The sequence below is a fragment of the Oceanispirochaeta sp. M1 genome (genome assembly GCF_003346715.1).
In the GTDB taxonomy this organism is placed as follows: Bacteria; Spirochaetota; Spirochaetia; order DSM-2461; family DSM-2461; genus Oceanispirochaeta.
The window spans coordinates 11,236-30,873 of the sequence record NZ_QQPQ01000016.1 but is presented as its reverse complement, the minus strand read 5'-3'; the positions used below and the strand labels follow the sequence as shown (position 1 = coordinate 30,873).

Sequence of the window (19,638 nt, the reverse complement as noted above, 5' to 3'; positions counted from 1 at the left end):
CTTAATCTCTCTATGATTAAGGTTGTGGTATGAAAAAAATAGAAAAAGATACAGTTCTTTTTTTAGCCCCCAGTATGCTGTTGGTCATTGTTTTTTTGGTTTTTCCAATGCTGCAATCGATCTTGTTAAGCCTATATGATAAATCCGGCGACTTTATCGGGCTCTCAAATTATCTTTCAGTATTGAAAGATCCCCGAGTTATAAATTGGAAAAATATTCCTGGAAGGGCGCCCTATGGAGCTCTGATCAATAATATTATATGGATAATCTTTCATCTGCCCCTGACCCTCTTTCTGGGACTGCTTCTGGCAATCCTGCTGCAGAAGGTGCGGGGAGGCGGTGTTATTCAGAGTATTATTTTTCTTGGAATGGTTATTCCTATGGTCATTGCCGGAATCCTGGTTCGATTCCTTTTTTCTAAGAATGCAGGACTGGTGAGTAATTTTATGGGTTCTCTTGGTATCGACTCCCTAAGCGGAACATGGACTGCCCATCCTGAAACAGCTCTTCCTGCACTCATTCTCGTGTCCATCTGGTTATGGACGGGCTACACACTGGTTGTGTATCGTGCAGCACTTACAGGAATTCCTATCTCCTATTATGAAGCTGCGCAAATAGATGGTGCTTCACCAATCCAGTCATTTTTTAAGATAACTCTTCCTTTGCTTAAACCCGCAACGGGAGTCATCATCATTATGACTGTTATCTGGGAACTCAAGCTTTTTGATATTGTTTATTCCTCTACAGGAGGAGGTCCTGGAAACTCTACAAATGTTCTGGCACTGGAGATGTATCTGACTGCTTTTAAATTCGGAGATCAGAATAAAGGTGCTGCAATTGCAACCCTTATGACTTTTCTGTCAATTGTACCAATCTACTATTCAGTTAAAGACGGAATCGGGAGTAATAAATCATGAAAAAATTAGGACATCTACTTGCCTGGTTCCTTGGCCTTATATGGGTACTTCCTTTTGTCGGATTATTTGTTGCTTCTATTCGTCCGGGAGATCAACTTAATCATGGCTGGTGGAATCTGGAGAATTTCTCCCTGACAATGGAAAACTATTACAGAGTGCTTGTGACCTCATCTATTCCGATGTTAAGACCACTTTTGAACTCTGCCTACATCTCATTCCTCGGTACGGCAACACCCATTGTCATAGGGTCCCTGGCGGCCTATGCATTTGCCCGTAAGTATATACCCGGAAAGAGAATCATATTGATGGTCCTTCTGAGTCTGATGGCTATCCCTCTTCAGATGGTTGCCATTCCGATGTTCCAGATAATTAATAAACTTAATCTTCTGGACACATACTGGAGTCTTACTATCCTGAACACAGCCACGGGAATTCCATGGATTGTTTTCTTTCTATCCAATTTTATCAAGGGTCAGCCTCTTGAGGTGGAAGAAGCTGCACAGATTGACGGATGCAGCAGTCTTGCCATCTTTACCCGCATTGTTCTGCCGCAGACGAAACCGGCTTTTATCTCTGTTTTTGTACTTCAGTTTGTCTGGTGCTGGCTGGACTTCTTTCTACCCCTGCTTTTTATCTACTCTCCGGACAAGTACACCGCTGTACAGGTCATTCCCATGCTGCGTGGACAGTTTGTTACAAACTGGGGACTCCTATCCGCGGCATCAATACTGGTTACAGCTGTACCCCTGCTGATTTTTCTTTTCCTGCAGAAATATTATATCGCCAGCTCAGTGGGCTGGGTTCCAGAAAAATAAAAACCCATCGGCACAGTGCCGAATAACCGTGGCTCTGAATGAGCCCCGGTAGGAGGATAATATATGAATCGATTGAAACCTTATTCCGGAATTGAATTTCCGGATGATTATATCTCTACCGTTGTAGACGGTGCTGCCCGGCTTCTGGAAGAACTGGGTATAGAGCTTAAAAGCCCTGCTTTAAGAAGCTTTTTCTCAGAGTATTATCCCGGAGTCAGTTTCAAGGGAGACCGTATCTGTTTTCCCCGCGGCATCGTTCACAATTTTATTGATGAATTGAGAGCTCAGCCTCATATTCCCAAATATGAACACGACACAGTACTGTCTCATGGCGAATCCTGGAACTGTCTGAATCTGGCTGATACTAAAAGCGGTACAATTAGGCCGGCAACAGAAAAAGACCTGGCACGAATTGTCCGATTTCTGGATGCCTATGGTGTGAAAGGTCTTGTGCCTCCCGTTTCTCCGTCTGAATATGATGCCCATCTGCGTGATCTTCACGGAACCAGGATCTGTCTTGAAAATTCTCCTGTATACGGAGCACCCACAGATACTCCTGAAGAGAAGGAAGCTGAACTCTATAAAGAGATGTCCCGGGTGGCAGAACGAAAAATATGGATTCTCGGAATGCTCCTTCTCAATCCCATGCGCTTTGACGAAAGGGTTATGGAATTTGTATTAAAACACAGGGACGCACCCGAATTTGATATCCAGATGGTCAGCGGCCTACCATCTCTGGGCAGCACGTCTCCCCTTGTTTATCCGGCTGCTCATATACAGGGGCTGGCAGAAGACCTGGCTTCCTGTCTGTTTATGAAAGCCAGTATGGGATATAACGAACCACCTTATCTGAGGGGCGATCCCTTTGATATGCGTTATATGAATTTTGTCATTGCGGGCCCCGAGTACATCATGTCAGATATGGCAAACAGGAAACTTTATAAGTATTTTGCCGGTGAAGATCGTTGGTGGGGATATCTTCTGACCATGAGTAAATGGCCTGATCAGCAGGCTATGTATGAAAGAAGTACCTGCTGTTATCTGCAGGCTCTCAACGGAGCTACTTATTTCAAAGGAAGCGGTCAGATGGCTTCGGATGAAGTATACAGTCCCGAACAGGTCGTATTTGACCGGGCTATAGTGAAGGGTGCTGAACATATGCTTAAGGGCAGCGCCGTAACACAGAGTGTGGATGAAGCACTGGAGACAATCAAAGAAGGAATCTCTGAAGGGCATTTCCTTTCCCACGATACTACTATGGAAAATTTCAGAGACTTTTTCTGTGAAACAGAAGTGTTTCCCGCAACAAACCTGGGGCAGTGGAAGAGTCAGGGAGAACCCGGTGATCTGGAACAGGCCAGCCGGATTGTTGAGAAAGTCTCTCAGGAGAATGAATTCCAACGCCCCTCTGAAGTTATTAAGGAATTGAGGAATATCTGCAAAAAGGGCGAGGAGATTCTGTAAATGAAAGCATTAAAAATAGTCTTGATAGGGGCGGGGAGCCGTGAGTTCAGCCGGGGTCTAGTCAATGATCTGATTCTTGAAAAAGATCTCTGGAATAAATTCGAAGTAGAACTTGCTCTCTGTGATATAGACAGTGAAGCACTTGATATTATGGAATCCTATGCCCTGAGGGCTTTGAAAACAGCAGAAACATCAATCAAAATAACAAAATCTGTTAACAGGGAGGACCTGCTTCCCGGAGCAGACTTTGTACTCCTTGCAGTTGAACTCAAACGGATGGAACTTTGGGAACAGGATTTCCGGGTTCCTCTAGGACTGGGAATGAAGCATATTTATGGTGAAAACGGCGGACCTGGAGCTCTTTTTCACACACTCCGTAATTATGAAAATATCTTCCCCATACTCAACGATATGGAATCCCTCTGTCCTCAGGCTTATATGATAAATTTTACCAACCCTGAAGCCAGAATACTTTCCGCGATACTCTCAGAAACTAAAATCAGGGCCATCGGTCTCTGTCATGGATTCTACGATTTCTATAATTTCGTAGCCAAGGTTCTGGAGCGGGATTACAACACCCTCGATATCCGAACAGCCGGAATGAATCATTTCTTCAGTTATTACAAGATTGAAGATAAGAGCAGCGGAGAAGACCTTATTCCCCTGTTTGAACAGAAAATCCGTGATAATCCAGATATCCTTCCTCCCCTGACCCGTTATTTCTGGGAAACATTCGGAGCTCTGGGAATCGATTCTGATCATCATATGGGTGAGTATGTCGGATTCGGTGAAGATAAATTTGATGCTCTGTGGGAATTCGGATTTGATAAAAACCGTGTGCTCCCCGGAGGAGAAGTTGATTCCTATCTATCCTTTCAGGCCTGGCGTTTTCATATGGATGTACGGGACTATGTCAAAGGCTCTCCCCAGCATCATATCGACTCCCTTGTGGAAGGTCGTACCGAGATAAAGAGTGAGGATATTATCTCTTCAGGTGAACTTGCTATTCCTGTCATAGCTGACATTATGCTGGATAGAAATGAATGGCGGCCTGCTGTGAACGTTCTGAACAGTGAAGGGTATATCCCCAATCTGGCAACAGACGGTTGTATTGAGGTTCCCGCCCGTTTTAACAAGGATGGTATTTTTCCTGAAACAGTTCCCCCTCTGGCAGAGGGCTTTGCAGCCCAGATAAGGCTGCAGCACAGTATTCAAAAGCTGATACTCCAGGGATGGCAGACAAAATCCAGAAAACTGCTTCTCCAGGCATTACTCCTTGATCCTGTGGTTCACTCCACAGAGAAGGCAGAGAAGCTGTTAGACATAATGTTTGATCTTCAAAAAGATTATATTCCCGAGTTTAAGTAAACGATACATTGGAATGCCTCCCTCCACAGGGAGGGGGGCATTAACGGTCAATTCCCCAATTTAATATTTTTTGACATAAGCTCTGTTACTATTGAACAAACAACCTTTTGAGCCTGCAGAACAACTGGATGATACAGAACTGTCCTTTAAAAATCCCTTCTGTTTCATCCCTAGCCCCCTTTGGTTAACTCTTCTGATAGGTGTAACGGCCAACTTTCCGGTGTGTCCGCTTATATCAACTTCTACCCCATATACTTTTTCAATATTCCTGCAGGTTAAAGTCTTTTCTGCCGTACCCGAAGTATGAATTTTCCCGTCATCCAGCATGACAATTTTGTCTGCGTACCTGGAGGCGAGATTCAGATCATGAACAACCATCAATACTGCTATTCTCTGCTTGTGAACAAGATTATGAATGATTTCCATCACCTCAAGCTGATGGGCAATATCGAGGGCGGAAGTAGGCTCATCCAGAAGAAGAACTTTTGGTTTTTGTGCCAAGGCACGGGCAATCAGAACCCGTTGCTGCTGGCCTCCTGAAAGATTGTTAAATTCCTGAAGGGCAATGTCAGCCAGATCCATTGTAATAAGAATCTCGATGACAACATCAATATCTTCACTGCTGCTTCTCCATGAGGAATGGGGTTTTCTTCCCATAAGAACCGCATCAAATACCGTAGTGGAAAATATCTGTTTGCTGATTTGTGGAACATATCCGATGATCCTTGCAATATCCAGGCTGCTCAATTTTCTGGAATCTGTCCCTCCTAAAAGGATTCGCCCTTGCTGTGGTTTTAACAGATCCTCAATACACTTCACAAGAGTACTTTTCCCGCTTCCATTCGGACCAATGATACACATGATTTCTGTCTCTTCAAGACAGAGATCGATTCCTTTTAATACATCTTTTCCGGGATATGAAAAATGCAGATCTTCAACTATTATATTCATAAAATTCTTCCCTTTTTTTTCATAATTAAATACAGAAACAAGGGGACCCCGAGAAATGCCGTAACCGAACCGACAGGAAGAATTACCGGTGATAGAATTGTTCTTGCCACTGTATCTGATAAGACCAGAAGAACAGCACCTACAAGACCTGAAGCCGGAACCAGTATTCGGTTATCCGTACCGATAACCATTCTGACGACATGGGGAGCGACTAATCCGACAAAACCTATGGTTCCTGTAAAACTGACAATCCCGGCAACCATAAGGGTACTAACCACCATGGCAAAGATTCTGGTCCCCTGGACATTAATCCCCAGACTCTTCGCACTGGCATCTCCGGTGTTCATAACGTTAAGGTCTCCTGACTTCCAGATTAGGAGTCCGGTACCGGCAAGGACAAGGGGCGCGATAATGGCCAATTTCCCCCATCCGGCTTTCCCAAGATCACCTACAGTCCAGAAAACAGCAGCCTTTACTGCCTCTGATTCTCCAAAATACTGAATTATTGTGGTCATCGCCTGGAAAAAGAAAAGAAGGGCAAGACCTGTGAGGACCATGGATTCGGGAGTTGCTCCCCGTCTACCGGATAAAGCGAGGATAAGAGTGGAAGAGAGAAGGGAAAACAGAAAGGCGTTCCCTATGATTAGATAAGGACCTGCAACTACTCCCACCCCGAGTACAATAGCCAAAGACGCTCCAAAACCAGCGGCTGACGCAATTCCAAGCATATAGGGATCGGCCAAAGGATTCCTCAAAACAACCTGCATGACTGCCCCAGAAGACCCAAGGGCGATCCCGGCTAAAAGGCCCATGAGGATACGGGGAAGCCGCAGCTTCCATATAATAATATCAGCGTGTCCGGCGGAGGGGGCAATTCCGGAAAATAATTTACTCAATATTGTGCGGTATACATCAAGAAATTCGATATCTGCAGAACCAAAGGCAACAGCAGATCCTATTAAAATAATAACAACAGGAATTAGAATAACAAGAAACAGATTCTTTCTGCTCTTGTGCTTTATATAGGATTCCTTTAATTGCATACTCTGTTTCAATAAAACTTCAAAATCTGACATTAATTTGACATGTCTCCTTCTATTTTATTATCAGTTTACTTAACAGTGGAGCAGTTTTAACTCCGATAATGACAAAGACAGCAATGATGAATGTTTCAAATCCCGCCTTCATACTAATCTCTTTCATAAAAAGGGCAGCACCTAAATCTGTCAGTACACAAATACTCAAGGCACCCCAGACTCCAAACTTTGAAAACACAAAAACCATCAGAAACAGAATCGGAATTGAAACACCTATTCCTAGAAGCACAGTTATTAACATAGATACATTTGTATGTTTATTTATTATATGCATCATTCCGGCCATTCTTGGACACACTACAAAAAGACCGAATGATACACCTGCTATTAATAATTCTTTTGACATTTTTTCCTCTATTTAACTACGCTGCCCGTAAACATCGTATAAGTAATAAATCCCGCATACCCTTCTTTGTTGAAAATGAACTCATCTGAATCCGGATTTGTGATTGTCTTGTACTGTTCCCATATTTCCGGAGACAGCTCTGTCTCAGCAGCACCCCAGAACATATGCAGGAATCCCAGCATGGCCTTTTTTCTTTCATTATTAAAAGGTCCGTTTATATCCGCAGCGAATGTTCTGGATTTAATGTTTTTTAATCCCGTTTTCTCAAGCCATAGGGGGGCTCTCATAAAGTGAAGATCCGAATCCGTTTGTGGTGTTACAGGGATATTTGCAGCGAGAGTTGTATTAAGTCTGGCCTCCAGAAGTGGATACCCAGGCAGCAGTTTCTGACTTGACCAGAAAACAATGGCAATGGTTCCTCCGTCTTTGCTGACCCGTACCATTTCTGAAAGGATCTCATAAGGATCTTCAGCAAGGCAGCCTATTTCAACAGCCCCCGGCCATAGGCCGTCACAGCACCAGATAAAATCAAAGGTATCTTCCTCAAATTCAAGATTATTTATATTCCCTTTCAAAAAAACAACTGAATTGGATGTTTTCTTTCTCTCCGTTAACATCCTTGCCTTGAGAAGATGTTCTTCAGATATATCAATACCGACAATATTGGCAGTGGATTGTTCCTCCGCCATCCACTGCGAGGGGTTGCCGATCCCGCAGGGAATATCCAGCACATTGCAGTTCGGAAAAAGTCCCAGTTCCCCAATCGCCGCCCGGATAGCTTTTTCAGACGCTTTATTACTTCTTTCCAGACTTTTAATATATTCTTCCGCCGTGGGGCGGCTGTCTTCTGCCATTTGTCTCTCCTTAATTTTTTTCAATCTACTCTTCGGGATAAATAAAGACCCCGTGTTCATTCAGGTCATAGTCGATCCGCATAAAGCGTGTCAGATACTCCTGATGGATTGTCTGAGGATCAAAATCAGAGAAGAGTGCGGGATGAAACCATTTGGCCATATAGGCATATCCGATAATAAATCTCGGCGTTCCGAAAAACTCCCCCGCAATCATATAAACCCTTTTGTTCTTAACCGCTTCAAATCCGCTATATATGGAATGCTCAACTATCTTTTCCCGATGGTCTCGGATGAGACTATTGTCATCAACTCCTGCCCCATATCCATTCTGAATTGGATCTCCGACTACCATTACATCAACACTCTGAGTTACCAGCCATTCAGGATCTACCGCCTGAACCCAGCCTCCTGTCGAAGGAACCTCCGCCGCCGTATTAATACATCCCGTTAACATGTTCCGTTCCGGCATAGCTGTGAAATCATCGGTAAAAGTCTGAATATCATCAACGCCACCCCAGCCGACTTTATAGAACATTGCAGGCATCTCAGTCTCGTCAAGAGCAGCTGTTTTACTGCTCATCCCATCGACAAGATCGTCATACCAATCGATGTAGTCTCGAGCCTCCTCTTCCTTACCAAGCAGTAATCCAAGTTTTTCCAAATTCTCTTTTATAGTTGAAGGTTCGTGAAAATTCAGGGTGACAACAGGAATATCCGGTTCGAGCTTTAAGACCATTTCATCAAAACCTGGCATCGGTATATCAACAGCAATAAATAGGTCAATATCCAGTTCATATATTTCTTCATAATTTAATTCGTATACGCTCATTCCGGAAATGAGGGGTATTTCATCCAGATCGGGAAAGATAATACGATCCGAAGTAAAGGCGTCCCTGCCTACAACCATGTCCCAGGCATCGACAATTTTTATTGCTTCTCCTGTTGCAAAATGACTGAAGGCTACTCGCTCTACAGGCAAGTTTACCTTGACCTCTCTGCCCTTGCTGTCTGTTATGGTTATTGAATCAGGTATTATTTCCATAGCATGTTCTGTGAGTGTGATGGATTCATCCTCCAGCTGTCCCTCTGCTAAAAGCGGGGCAAAAGAGAATGCTATAATTAGCATTGTGAATACTTTATTTTTCTTCATTTTATTATTTCTCCAAGAACCATTATTTTCAGACTATGATCTATGATTACTGCAGGCTCACTCCATATTGAGTTTTTAACATCGATGAAAAGATCCCTTGTTTTTCATTTAATTCCAGAGGAGTACCTGATTCTGCGATCGTGCCGTCTTTAATAACAACAATTTTATCAGCTCCCGAAACGGTTCTCATACGATGAGCAATAATTAAAACAGTTCTATTTTTTATTAGTTCGCTGAGTGCACCTTGGATTTTGCTCTCATTTTCAGCATCAAGAGATGCGGTGGCTTCGTCCAGCAGAATAATCGGGGCATCTTTCAGCATTGCCCTGGCTATTGATATACGCTGCCTCTCGCCTCCCGATAGTTTCTCTCCGTTTTCTCCAATAAGGGTATCGTATCCCTGGGGAAGGTTTTTAATAAAATCGTCGCATTGGGCCAATCTAGCGGCATTCATTACTTCATGATCCGCCGCATCTTTTTTACCGAGACGGATATTGTCCATAACACTTGAATTAAACAGGGTCACATCCTGAAAAACAATTGAAAAATTATTCAGGAGCGTTTCAGGATCAACAAGAGAAATATCTTCTCCTCCCAGAGTGATAACACCTCTGTCAATATCCCAGAAGCGTGCAGACAGCTTTGCTACTGTGCTCTTTCCTCCACCGGAAGGACCTACAAGTGCGGTTACTTCGCCCTGTTTGGCCGTAAAGCTTACATCTTTTAATGTTTGCACACCCTCCTGATATGAGAAATCGACATTATTGAATTCTATATCATAGTTTTCAGGATCAAATACAAGAGTTCCATTCTGTCTTGGCATTTGTTCCATTTCTTCCATTCGCTTTATACGCACGTTCAGATATATTATCGCCGCAAAGTTATCCAGAGCCGTCATTATAGGATTATAGATACGTGCCGCAACAACAAGAAAAACAAGGTAGGTAAAAATATTTATGGAGCCGGTTGCCAGAAGATAAGCACCGTAGAGCATAACACTGGGGAGTCCCAGTTTTAAAAATACATAAGACAAGTTGATAAACGCCCCAATTAAAAGCTCTCCTTTAATTAAAGACTTTTCGAAATTATTTAAATTTGAGCTAATGCTGTTAGAATAGTCATCTTCTCTGTTATAGGATTTTATTTCATGGGCTGAATCAAGCCCCTCTTGAATTTCATCCGAGATATCTCTTTTTACTTGATAAAGCTCTATATGCATCCTGTTCTGAAACTTTCTTGATAGACAAAAGACGAAGATAGAAACTGGGACAACCCAGAAAAGGGCAAGAGACAGCTGCCAATTGTAAAAAAACATCATCACGCCCATAATCAATGTTGTCATTACTGCTGCATAAATTTGAGGTACAGAATGGGAAAAAAGTTGCTCTATCTGGGTAGCATCTTCCATTATGGTAGAGCTTAAATCGGCAACATCTTTTTTGCCGAAAAAGGCCAGCGGCAGCTTTCTCAGTGTTTCGGCCAGACTGATCCGCCGACGTGCGCTTTCTTCGTAAATTTTTGTAAAGGCCGAGTCGTACTGAAAATACGCGATAACAAACATAAGTAGGAGAAACCCTATAGACATAATAATATAGTAGAGGATGCTGTTCGTGGGGTTCTCGGCCTTGTTTATCAGGGAAATCATATATTCATTTAAAAATTTAAAACTGAGGACCACCGGAATCATAAAACTGATATCCATCACTACAGTCCAGATAATTGAAACATAAAGGTCTTTCGCACCCTTTTCTGACATAGCGTATTTTTTTTGAAAGTATTTAAGCATTTTGTACTCCTATGCATGCCGTCTCTCTAGCGGCAATTTTCCATGCGATAGTTTTCTGATATTCATCCCACATTGTTTTATATAGGCCGCCTTGTTCTATCAGCTCTATGTGTGTGCCTTCTTCTTCAATTTTTCCGTTTTCAATAACAAGTATTCTGTCAGCGTCCTGTACAGTCGTTAGACGATGAGCAATCATGAGGGTCGTTTTACCATGACTGAGTGTTTTAAGGGCTTTTTGAATTAGATGCTCATTTTCCGGGTCGGCAAAGGCTGTGGCTTCATCTAGAAGTACGATCGGAGCATTCTTGACCATGGCTCTGGCAAGTGCAATTCTCTGCTGTTCCCCCCCGGAAAGATAGGTTCCCTTCGTACCCATTACTGTATCGAGTCCATCCTGCAGGTTCTCTATGATTTCTCTTGACTGGGAAGAATCGATTGCTTGATTTATCTCTTTTTCTCCGATGTCTTCCTTTCCAAAGACGACATTCTCTCTTAGTGAACCTTTAAACAGCTTTGTACTTTGAAATACAAAAGAGACATTGTTCATCAGTTCTTTTTTAGAAATATCCCTGACGTTAATTCCTCCAACCAAAACTTCACCTTCATCTATATCCCAAAAGCGTGCAGCCAGTCGGGCAATCGTTGTTTTACCTCCTCCTGAGGCTCCGACAAGAGCTACAGTTTCACCTTCGTTTAATTTAAAACTAATTTTATTTATTGCCCGTTTGTTGCTCCCTTCATATGAGAAAACGACATCTCTGAACTCCAGACTGTGATTTTTAATGTTTTTTGTATTTTCGATATAATGCATACCTGGATAATTCAGGAGGTTATCCAGCCTATCAATTGCCTGCTCGGCAATTAAAACATTTTGTTGAAAAAACATCGATTTCATTAAAAGAGTTGCAAAAAGTGGTGATATGAGAAGGTAAAAAATAAAATCGGACAGGACAAGAGGGAGTATCTCTCCCCGTCCTATTAATAATATTGCCATCGGGATTAAAAAGAATGCAGCCGACTGCATAATTACTGTGAAAAATGACATAGGTTTTCGCCAGAGAAAAGTATAGGCAAGAACCATTTCTTTATATCTAAGTATACTGTCATAGAATTTTTTGAAAGAAAATATACTTTGACCGAATGTTTTTACAACCGGTATTCCACGAATATATTCCACGGATTCAGAGCTCATTTCCTCCAGCGAATCATAATACATTTGTTGAAATTTCTTACCTTTAGAGCTCGTCATGAACTTCATTGTTATGAATCCCAAAATAATTGGAACAAGTGAAGCAAGACCCATTCTCCAGTCTACAACAAGAATCAGTACAATGAGAGTCATAGGAGAAATGACGCTTCCTGCCATATCAGGAAGCTGGTGAGCTAAAAATGAATGTGTAGTACCGGCACCATCGTTTACTATCTTTCGTATTTTCCCGCTTGAGTGCTTATCAAAAAAACCAAGCGGCATATCCAGTATCTTTTTCATGCCAATTTTCTGCATTCCGACCTCAACACGAAAGGCCGCAAGATGAGAACTGGTGAGTGCGCAGAAATATACTACGATTCCCATCAGTGCACTTGCAAAGGCAAGCCAGGCATAGAAGCTGATATGAGAAACATTAATCGCCTGTGACTCTGATAATATATCCCGGATTATGTACCATACAAGTACAAATGGTACAATATTGAGCACTGCGGAAATCCCTGACAATACTAATGACAGGGGCAGAAGGATTCGCTTACTGCCCATATAAGGTGTTAGTCTTTTTAGAACGAACTCTTTTTTCTTTTTTTGCATATTATTACTCTTCCTTTCTTCATAAAATTCTGATTGACATCATTTAGCTGAATCGATTTATCCATTACTCCTCCAGACAGCATCAGCTGATGTTAAATGCCATTTTGTGTGATTTTTGTTTGGATGCTCTTAATTTTTTTAACTCCGGGGCGACAAGAAAAACACTCAGCAACATAATTAGCAGATCTCCGAGAGGGTATGACAGCCACAAACCTTTTTCTCCCAGAAAATGTGGAAGAATATATGCCAGGGGGATAAAAAACAGAATCTGCCGGCCCAGAGTTAACAAAGCACCCTGGGCAGCTTTTCCGGTAGCCATGAAAAGCATTATAGAAATACTGATAAAGCCATAGAGCAGAAAACTGGCCTGAAACAGACGGAACCATTTGATTCCCATTTCCACCATTCCACTATCGGTGATAAACCAGGAAAGAATAGAAGAAGCAAAAATCTGAAAGAAAAACCAGATACAGATAGAAATAACCGATGCGATTTTTCCGAAATACCAAAAGGCCTCTCTCACCCTGGGGTATAATCCCGCTCCAAAATTAGCTCCGATAACAGGCTGGAGACCATAAGAGATACCAAACAGAGGGATATAGAAAAAGCACATAACCCGGAAGGCTGTGCTCATAACAATATTGCTGGCGGCACCATAACTTGAGCTTAATGAGAGGAGTATGGACAGCTGTATTGCAACAGCTATCGACATAATCATCCCTGAAAATCCAATCTTCATCATTTCAGGCATTAGATTCCAGGATATTCTGAAACTTCTTCTGTTCAGGGTAATCACACTTTTACCGGACATAAAATGAATTAAGTCTCCTGCAACAATAAAAGCCTGTCCGATTATGGTCGCAACGGCAGCCCCGCTCATACCCATTTTTAAAACCTTGATAAGAATGGGGTCCAGAACGATATTCAGAATTGCCCCCAGCACCACGATTCTCATGGCACTCTTCATCTGCCCTTCGCCTCTGATAAGAAAGTTTAGAGCAGGACCGAGAGCTCCAAAGACAAATCCAAGAGAGAGGGGCTTCAGATACACGACGCCCAGTTCCAGAATTTCCCCTTTTGCTCCCAGAAAAATCAGTATTTCCCGGGAAAAATGATAGGTAAACAAGGTAAGTAGGACAGAAAGAATCCCTACCGGCCAGAGTACATTTCCAAAAATTGAGTTTATGGTTTCCTTATCATTTGCACCCATGGCTCTTGAAAAAAGTGACATGCCTCCGGTAGCGAACAGACTCAGTATCGCCTGATTGACAAGAACGACAGCATACCCCATAGCTACCGCCGAAACAGCAGCGGGTCCCACAAACTGTCCAACAAAGATACTGTCCACAAGGTTGTACAGCCCGATAACCAACATGCCTATCATTCCGGGAACCGCCATCTTTACAAAAAGCTTTCCCATGGGAGCCTGTAATAATTCTTCACGATTATCATTCATTAACATCTTCTCCAAAAAAACTATACTAATATAGTTAGCCTGTGCTAACTTTTTATTACAGACTATTTTGGAATTTGTATTTTCGAAATTGGAATTTAAAAAATCAGGCTGTATCGGTTTTCATGCAACCCTTTCGGAATTCACCGGGACATAAACCATAATGACGTCTAAAATCATTTGTAAAATGCCCTACACTCTGATAACCGACAAGGAAGGCTGTTTCGGATATATTCCATTGCCCCGAAAGAAGTATTTCTTCGGCTTTTTTCATACGGGCATCTTTACGATACTGATTTAAACTGATTCCATAAAGTGTCCGGAATCCGCTAGTCAACTTGTGAGTGTTCAGTCCGACCTGAAGAGACAGCTCTTTGATGGTAATATTCCGGTGCAGATTATCATCAATTATCGTCCGAACCTGTTCGAGCCGGGCTTTGTCGGAAAGAGAAAGGACTGGTTGGTTCTCACTGGATCGGGAGTTTTGAAAATGAAGGGTAATGATCCTGGAAAGGATCTCCATACCCATTCCTTCCAGTTGGAGCAGAAGAGTGATATCACTGGCAGGACAATCCAGAATCTTTTCAAATGACTGTTTCAACACAAAAGGGGTTTCGGTAGGTTGATACACTTCAATTTTTTTCTCCTCATTCAGTTCCGAAAAAGACAGAAAGGTCATGGGAAGGGAATCCAGAAATTCCTGATAGAAAAGAATCGATACAAATTCCTGGGGGATGCCGGGAGCATAGGTCATACTGCCGGAAAAATTCATAAGATTCGTCTGATAGTTTCCATCACTGAATGAACAATTGAGACGATCCATGTCGGAGTCAATTACTACATGACCGGTCCGACAGTAACAGATCTCGAATCGGGGAACTCTCATCTGAAAGGGCAATGTAAGTGGTTGATGCAGTCGGGTTTTCACTCGCCAGATTTCAAGGGAGTTCCGGGCCTGTACCCTCTGAAAACTACCCTCTCCCAACGCGGAAGGGATCTCCAGTTTCCTGAAACAGGAACCATTGTCACAACAGCAGCCGAACTCTTTCTGGAGAAATGAGAGATAGTCCATATCAATATCATCAAAACAGGGAAGATTATACGGGCGCATGATAGTTTCTCCTAACTTAATTAGTACTATCTTTGTTTTTGATTGACAAGTCTTTGGGAAAAAAGAGTTGCGAAAAATAAAAAATACTGGAGCTGCAGGCAGGATTATCATAGATGTTAGATGACTATGTTCAAGTCATTAATGCAAACCCCGGTCATTCTCTGCCATAAATGCCTGTAGGGCCATATCAGTGCATAAGGTGTCAGCAATTCTATCATTGTATCGTTCACGTCCTATGTTTTTTTCCTTCCAAATATATGATAGATTATTTCGTGTTGGAGCTGAGCATGACCTATTTTATTTTCCTGCAATCTTATATGGACTTCATTACTCTTTTTCGGATTTTCCAATAATCTATTACGAACATAATTCGTCATTCAAAGGCGGACACTGTAGATGTTTCACTTAATTTGCATAAGGAAAAGATTATACTGAATGTTGAAAATGATGGCATTGGAATCAAGGCCGATGATACTAAATCTTCCCATGCATTTGGACTTCTTGGAATAAAAGAAAGGTGTAATTCACATGGTGGTGAGTTTTATATTACAAGATACCCGGGGAAAGGAACTGTTTGAAAAGTGGCAATTCCCTTGTAGGACAAATAATCACAATAATTTCAGAAAGATTTTATGCTAATCTTAAGTATAAAAATATATTATAGAGTTAGAACTATTTATTAATATAAGGATAATCAGGATGATAAAAGCACTGATTGCCGATGACCATACTGTTGTTCGAAAAGGGCTGTTATAAATCTTTTCTGATGAACCCAGTATTTAGGTCATAGATGAAGCTGTCAATGGATTTGAAGTATTGGAAAAAGCCAGGGCTAATAAATATGAGATCCTGATTCTGGACATATCCATGCCGGGAAATATTGGTATGGATATGTCCAGCAGCTTAAACCGGAGATCCAGGATCTCCCTGTTCTAGTGTTAAGTATCTATCCCGAAGAACAGTCTACCATTCGTGTGTTAGAAGATGGTGCCGCCGGTTATATGATAAAAGAAGCGGCTCCCAAGGAACTGATTGATGCCGTGAAGCGAATAACTCAGGGGAGAAAATATAAAAGTGAATAAATTTCTTAAAAACTGGCATTTTATGTTGCAAGTCGAGGGGGGACCCTTCATGAACATCTTTCCGATAGATACTGAGTAAGATTACTTTTCAACTCAAAGTAATTTGAAAGGCCTATACTTCATTTTTTACTTTTCTCCGGTACTGACCCGGTGTTATTCCGGAATATTTCTTGAACACCCTGTAAAAATACCGTGAATTAGAGTATCCCGCTTTTTCCGCAACCTCCTCAAATGACAACATCGAATTTTTATTGATAATATCCTTCGCTTTTTCTATACGGAACACATTCAGATATTTAAGAAATGAAGACCCCGCTTCCTTTCGAAAAAGATCACTGATATAATTGGGATGAAGATTGAATTCCAAAGCCAGACAATCAAGACATAGGTCCTTATCATAGTTCTCATGAATAAACAGAAGAATCTTTTGAATATGAGAAGAAACGCCCTTGATATCATACTCCACCATTTCATCATATAAGATGAGGGTTGATTTCAGGGATTCAATAAGAAACCTTATATTTCTGTTTAGGAATATAAAGTGATCTGATTCTGAATAGTATATCTTTTTATAAAACAGTTGTTCCGGCGAACAACTACAAGATTCAAGCTCTGTTTTTAAATCCCCAGACAACTGTCTCAATATACTACTAAGACCTTTTTTCTCACCTGAATTTCTCGCCAGCAATTCTCTTTGATATGCCATTAATTGACTATGGGTTCGTCTATTTCTCACATCTGATTTCATCAATTCTCGAAGTTTTTCTAAAGGGATACCGAACATTATCGGGGATTCAACAGAAGACTCCCTGAAAAAAGATTCGAGATCACAGCTGTTCACGGCGTTTGTATACAAATCTTTTACTGTATTAATATCTCTACCGGCATAGCTAATTCCTGATTGAATGCTCATAATAGAAGATTCCGAAAGCTTGAGTACTAACGCATTCAGGGTGTCTGCAATTATTTCTTCAGAAATCTCCCCGTCCCAGTTTACAATGAGAACGAGTTCCTCCCTGTTATCGGAAAAAAAGGTATATTTGGTTTTAAATAATCGTAACAGTTGACCCTCAATTTCTGAAATTATCGCCGGGGGGAAAGGAGATACAGACCTGAACACAGTAACAAGAATAAACTCAGCAGGGAAAAGTTCCATTAGTTCCCTTTTAGAAAGAGAAATCTGGTCCGGAAATTGTGATTGAAAGAAGTGGGTTCTTAGAACAGCAAGTCTCGCTTCCCTCATTTCCCGGATCTCAAATTCCTTTTTAAGTGCACAGGAATGGAGATTTTTCAGCAGCAGCTCCTTATTTATCGGTTTCATTAAATAATCCTGAACATTCAGCCGTAGAGCAGTGCGCACATACTCAAAATCATCATATCCGGTGAGAACAATAAACCTATCGGCTATATTCCTTTTTTTCAGCTTCTCTATCAGTTGAAGACCATTCATCTCTGGCATATTTATATCCACAAGAACTACATTGGGGCGGAATTCTGCCGAAAGCTCCATTGCTTCAGCGGCACTTTCGGCACACAGTACTTTCGCCTTTAAATTATCCTCACGTTCAATTATTCTACTAAGCCCCTTAAGAATTAGGGGTTCATCATCAACAAGAAGGATTTTCAGCATATTGTAATTCCTCCGCAGGAATAATCATCATTACAACAGTTCCTTTCCCTTCTTCACTGTCAATAATAAATTGAGCTTCAGGACCATAAAACACTTTCAGGCGTTCATACACATTTGTCACCCCTAAACTTCCATTTAGATGATCTGTTTCTCCAGAAATCTCATTCTTTAACAGTGAATTATGCAGTTCCTTAATTTTGATTCCTGATATTCCTCTGCCATTATCAGTAATGGAAATCACCAATTTCCCATCCCTGAAGCCGGATTCGACAACAATCTGTCCCTTTCTGACATTGCCAGAAAGACCATGAATCACTGAATTCTCAACGATAGGCTGCAACAGAAACCATGGACAGATAATATTCAATGTTTCGGTTCCCGGGGCGATGACTGACTCAAGCCTAGCTCCGAATCGGTAGTGATATATTTCAATAAAGTTCCTAATATTATCGAACTCATCTTTGAGAGTCACTTCTTTTTTATGAGAAGCCAGAGTATAACGAATAAACAGACCAAAACGGTAACATAGTTCTGCTACATTGATATCATCATTTGCTTCTGCAAGCATTCTGATGGTTTCAAGAGTATTGTAAATAAAATGTGGTTTGACCTGAGCCTGCAGAGCCGAATATGCGATTTCCTTACGCATCAGCTCCTCTTTATGAACCCGGTTAACTAGTTCATCAATCCGGTATATCATATCGTTGAAAACCCCGACCAGGCAGGTAATTTCATCCTTTCTATGATCCACCGGAATCTGATTGAAGTTCCCTTTATCGATAGTCTTCATATGAGCAGCCAGAGCATTAATTCTACGGGCATAGAAATAGATAATGACCTGATAAACAAAAGTCAGGAGAAGAAGAAAAACCAGTAGCAGCAAAAAAACCAGGTCTCTCTTTTTTTTAAAACCAGGGAATCTACCGTCAACCTCTTGAATGAGCAAAAGATCGAGACCAATACTCTCAATTTCAACCCGATTGATTACATATTTTTTATTAGTTCTGCGGATTATTCCGAAGTCGCTTTTATTTCCATTTATAAAATTCTGAATCAGATCCTTATAGAGCGGAAAATCCATTGTATTCTCGGAACCTGTTAAAAGGATTTTATCCTCTTTGTCCAGATAAAACAGAACCTCTTTTCCAGACTCCCAATCCTCTCTTGCCACCAAATTACTAATTGCAGTTTCAGGAATCTGCAGTTCTAAAAATCCCAGTTCCCGCGTATATTCATTGTTAAAAATTGGTTTCAAGAAATGAAAGCTCGATTCTTCGTTGTTTTCACCCGGGAAAAAATTCCACTGCCCTTTTATTTCTTCTGAAAAAGATCCTACATTCGGTCCTTCAGACAGGTGAATGATCTCGGGCTTTAAAATTGAAAGATTTTCATTTATTGAATATAGACATAAGCGCTTTAAGTCAGGTGTATTTAATTCCACATATTCAAAAAGTGGACGGATGTATTTGAGGAAATGATACATACTATCTGCCGGTGTATAATAATCCCCGGATAAGAGTTCAAGAAGAACCCGGTTAGTCTGAAAAAGCTTGTGAACAGCTTCATACTGATCCAATTTTTCCTGAATTGTTATAAGATTTTTTTCAAGAAGTAACTGTTCTGTTTCTGAATACTGTCGGTACACTTCCCCTGCTATTTGCAGATATAAGTATCCGAACAGCAAGCAGAAGGGAAACAGAATAATTGTTATGTAAGAGATAAAGAGCTTTCTCACCATTCCCGGTTGAAAAATATTCCATTTCATTTTACGAATCTACCACAATTGATTTATTAAATGTAAGCCGGGTATCAC

Annotated in this window: 17 protein-coding genes; 6 read left to right on the top strand and 11 right to left on the bottom strand. The window is 41.3% G+C overall.

Annotated features, from left to right (window positions below; genetic code table 11):
• Positions 1-29 precede the first annotated feature (29 nt).
• From DV872_RS12830 to DV872_RS12815, 4 genes are all read left to right on the top strand, one after another.
• A complete protein-coding gene (locus tag DV872_RS12830; protein ID WP_114630343.1) occupies positions 30-917 on the top strand; it encodes a carbohydrate ABC transporter permease in 888 nt (295 codons plus the stop codon).
• The gene (locus tag DV872_RS12825) at positions 914-1,732 is read left to right on the top strand and encodes a carbohydrate ABC transporter permease (protein ID WP_114630342.1); all 819 of its coding nucleotides are present in this window, start codon (positions 914-916) and stop codon (positions 1,730-1,732) included. Before DV872_RS12830 ends, DV872_RS12825 begins: the two co-directional genes overlap by 4 nt.
• A gap of 63 nt (positions 1,733-1,795) precedes the next feature.
• Positions 1,796-3,196 (top strand): trimethylamine methyltransferase family protein, encoded by a 1,401-nt coding sequence (locus DV872_RS12820; RefSeq protein WP_114630341.1) that lies wholly within the window; start codon positions 1,796-1,798, stop codon positions 3,194-3,196.
• Positions 3,197-4,564 carry a hypothetical protein gene (locus DV872_RS12815; RefSeq protein WP_114630340.1) on the top strand — a complete coding sequence of 456 codons (1,368 nt, stop codon included), beginning with the start codon at positions 3,197-3,199 and terminating at the stop codon, positions 4,562-4,564.
• 60 nt (positions 4,565-4,624) lie between these two features.
• Here DV872_RS12815 and DV872_RS12810 read toward each other — a convergent pair whose 3' ends face one another.
• From DV872_RS12810 to DV872_RS12770, 9 genes are all read right to left on the bottom strand, one after another.
• Positions 4,625-5,515, bottom strand: coding sequence for an ABC transporter ATP-binding protein (locus DV872_RS12810; RefSeq protein ID WP_114630339.1), 891 nt, complete (start codon positions 5,513-5,515; stop codon positions 4,625-4,627).
• Positions 5,512-6,591, bottom strand: coding sequence for an iron ABC transporter permease (locus DV872_RS12805; RefSeq protein WP_114630338.1), 1,080 nt, complete (start codon positions 6,589-6,591; stop codon positions 5,512-5,514). The genes DV872_RS12810 and DV872_RS12805 overlap by 4 nt, the downstream gene beginning before the upstream one ends.
• A gap of 19 nt (positions 6,592-6,610) precedes the next feature.
• Positions 6,611-6,958, bottom strand: a complete 348-nt coding sequence (locus DV872_RS12800; RefSeq protein WP_114630337.1) for a hypothetical protein — start codon at positions 6,956-6,958, stop codon at positions 6,611-6,613.
• Between the two features lie 8 nt (positions 6,959-6,966).
• Positions 6,967-7,812 carry a class I SAM-dependent methyltransferase gene (locus DV872_RS12795; RefSeq protein WP_158546959.1) on the bottom strand — a complete coding sequence of 282 codons (846 nt, stop codon included), beginning with the start codon at positions 7,810-7,812 and terminating at the stop codon, positions 6,967-6,969.
• A gap of 25 nt (positions 7,813-7,837) precedes the next feature.
• Positions 7,838-8,962, bottom strand: a complete 1,125-nt coding sequence (locus DV872_RS12790; RefSeq protein WP_114630335.1) for an ABC transporter substrate-binding protein — start codon at positions 8,960-8,962, stop codon at positions 7,838-7,840.
• Between the two features lie 46 nt (positions 8,963-9,008).
• Positions 9,009-10,748 (bottom strand): ABC transporter ATP-binding protein, encoded by a 1,740-nt coding sequence (locus DV872_RS12785; RefSeq protein ID WP_114630334.1) that lies wholly within the window; start codon positions 10,746-10,748, stop codon positions 9,009-9,011.
• Positions 10,741-12,549: an ABC transporter ATP-binding protein gene (locus DV872_RS12780; protein WP_114630333.1), complete on the bottom strand. Its 1,809-nt coding sequence runs from the start codon at positions 12,547-12,549 to the stop codon at positions 10,741-10,743. The genes DV872_RS12785 and DV872_RS12780 overlap by 8 nt, the downstream gene beginning before the upstream one ends.
• A gap of 82 nt (positions 12,550-12,631) precedes the next feature.
• Positions 12,632-14,005 (bottom strand): MATE family efflux transporter, encoded by a 1,374-nt coding sequence (locus tag DV872_RS12775; RefSeq protein ID WP_114630332.1) that lies wholly within the window; start codon positions 14,003-14,005, stop codon positions 12,632-12,634.
• 103 nt (positions 14,006-14,108) lie between these two features.
• Positions 14,109-15,113, bottom strand: coding sequence for an AraC family transcriptional regulator (locus DV872_RS12770; protein ID WP_158546958.1), 1,005 nt, complete (start codon positions 15,111-15,113; stop codon positions 14,109-14,111).
• Between the two features lie 356 nt (positions 15,114-15,469).
• Between DV872_RS12770 and DV872_RS27275 the strand changes: the two genes are divergently transcribed.
• Together DV872_RS27275 and DV872_RS12755 are read left to right on the top strand one after the other, a co-directional pair.
• Positions 15,470-15,691 carry a sensor histidine kinase gene (locus DV872_RS27275; protein ID WP_114630330.1) on the top strand — a complete coding sequence of 74 codons (222 nt, stop codon included), beginning with the start codon at positions 15,470-15,472 and terminating at the stop codon, positions 15,689-15,691.
• Positions 15,692-16,048: 357 nt separating this feature from the next.
• Positions 16,049-16,195 (top strand): hypothetical protein, encoded by a 147-nt coding sequence (locus tag DV872_RS12755; protein WP_158546957.1) that lies wholly within the window; start codon positions 16,049-16,051, stop codon positions 16,193-16,195.
• Between the two features lie 112 nt (positions 16,196-16,307).
• On the opposite strand, the gene DV872_RS12750 is transcribed toward DV872_RS12755, so the two are convergent.
• Complete coding sequence (locus DV872_RS12750) at positions 16,308-17,825, bottom strand: response regulator (protein ID WP_114630327.1); 1,518 nt, start codon at positions 17,823-17,825, stop codon at positions 16,308-16,310.
• A complete protein-coding gene (locus tag DV872_RS12745) occupies positions 17,803-19,590 on the bottom strand; it encodes a sensor histidine kinase (protein ID WP_114630326.1) in 1,788 nt (595 codons plus the stop codon). Before DV872_RS12745 ends, DV872_RS12750 begins: the two co-directional genes overlap by 23 nt.
• Positions 19,591-19,638 lie beyond the last annotated feature (48 nt).

Coding starts and splice junctions, on each gene's coding strand:
- DV872_RS12770 (WP_158546958.1), bottom strand. CDS start 15,113: ATGCGCCCGTATAATCTTCCCTGTTTTGATGATATTGATATGGACTAT.
- DV872_RS12815 (WP_114630340.1), top strand. CDS start 3,197: ATGAAAGCATTAAAAATAGTCTTGATAGGGGCGGGGAGCCGTGAGTTC.
- DV872_RS12800 (WP_114630337.1), bottom strand. CDS start 6,958: ATGTCAAAAGAATTATTAATAGCAGGTGTATCATTCGGTCTTTTTGTA.
- DV872_RS12830 (WP_114630343.1), top strand. CDS start 30: ATGAAAAAAATAGAAAAAGATACAGTTCTTTTTTTAGCCCCCAGTATG.
- DV872_RS12785 (WP_114630334.1), bottom strand. CDS start 10,748: ATGCTTAAATACTTTCAAAAAAAATACGCTATGTCAGAAAAGGGTGCG.
- DV872_RS12790 (WP_114630335.1), bottom strand. CDS start 8,962: ATGAAGAAAAATAAAGTATTCACAATGCTAATTATAGCATTCTCTTTT.
- DV872_RS12805 (WP_114630338.1), bottom strand. CDS start 6,591: ATGTCAGATTTTGAAGTTTTATTGAAACAGAGTATGCAATTAAAGGAA.
- DV872_RS12810 (WP_114630339.1), bottom strand. CDS start 5,515: ATGAATATAATAGTTGAAGATCTGCATTTTTCATATCCCGGAAAAGAT.
- DV872_RS12745 (WP_114630326.1), bottom strand. CDS start 19,590: ATGAAATGGAATATTTTTCAACCGGGAATGGTGAGAAAGCTCTTTATC.
- DV872_RS12780 (WP_114630333.1), bottom strand. CDS start 12,549: ATGCAAAAAAAGAAAAAAGAGTTCGTTCTAAAAAGACTAACACCTTAT.
- DV872_RS12750 (WP_114630327.1), bottom strand. CDS start 17,825: ATGCTGAAAATCCTTCTTGTTGATGATGAACCCCTAATTCTTAAGGGG.
- DV872_RS12775 (WP_114630332.1), bottom strand. CDS start 14,005: ATGAATGATAATCGTGAAGAATTATTACAGGCTCCCATGGGAAAGCTT.
- DV872_RS12820 (WP_114630341.1), top strand. CDS start 1,796: ATGAATCGATTGAAACCTTATTCCGGAATTGAATTTCCGGATGATTAT.
- DV872_RS12795 (WP_158546959.1), bottom strand. CDS start 7,812: ATGGCAGAAGACAGCCGCCCCACGGCGGAAGAATATATTAAAAGTCTG.
- DV872_RS12825 (WP_114630342.1), top strand. CDS start 914: ATGAAAAAATTAGGACATCTACTTGCCTGGTTCCTTGGCCTTATATGG.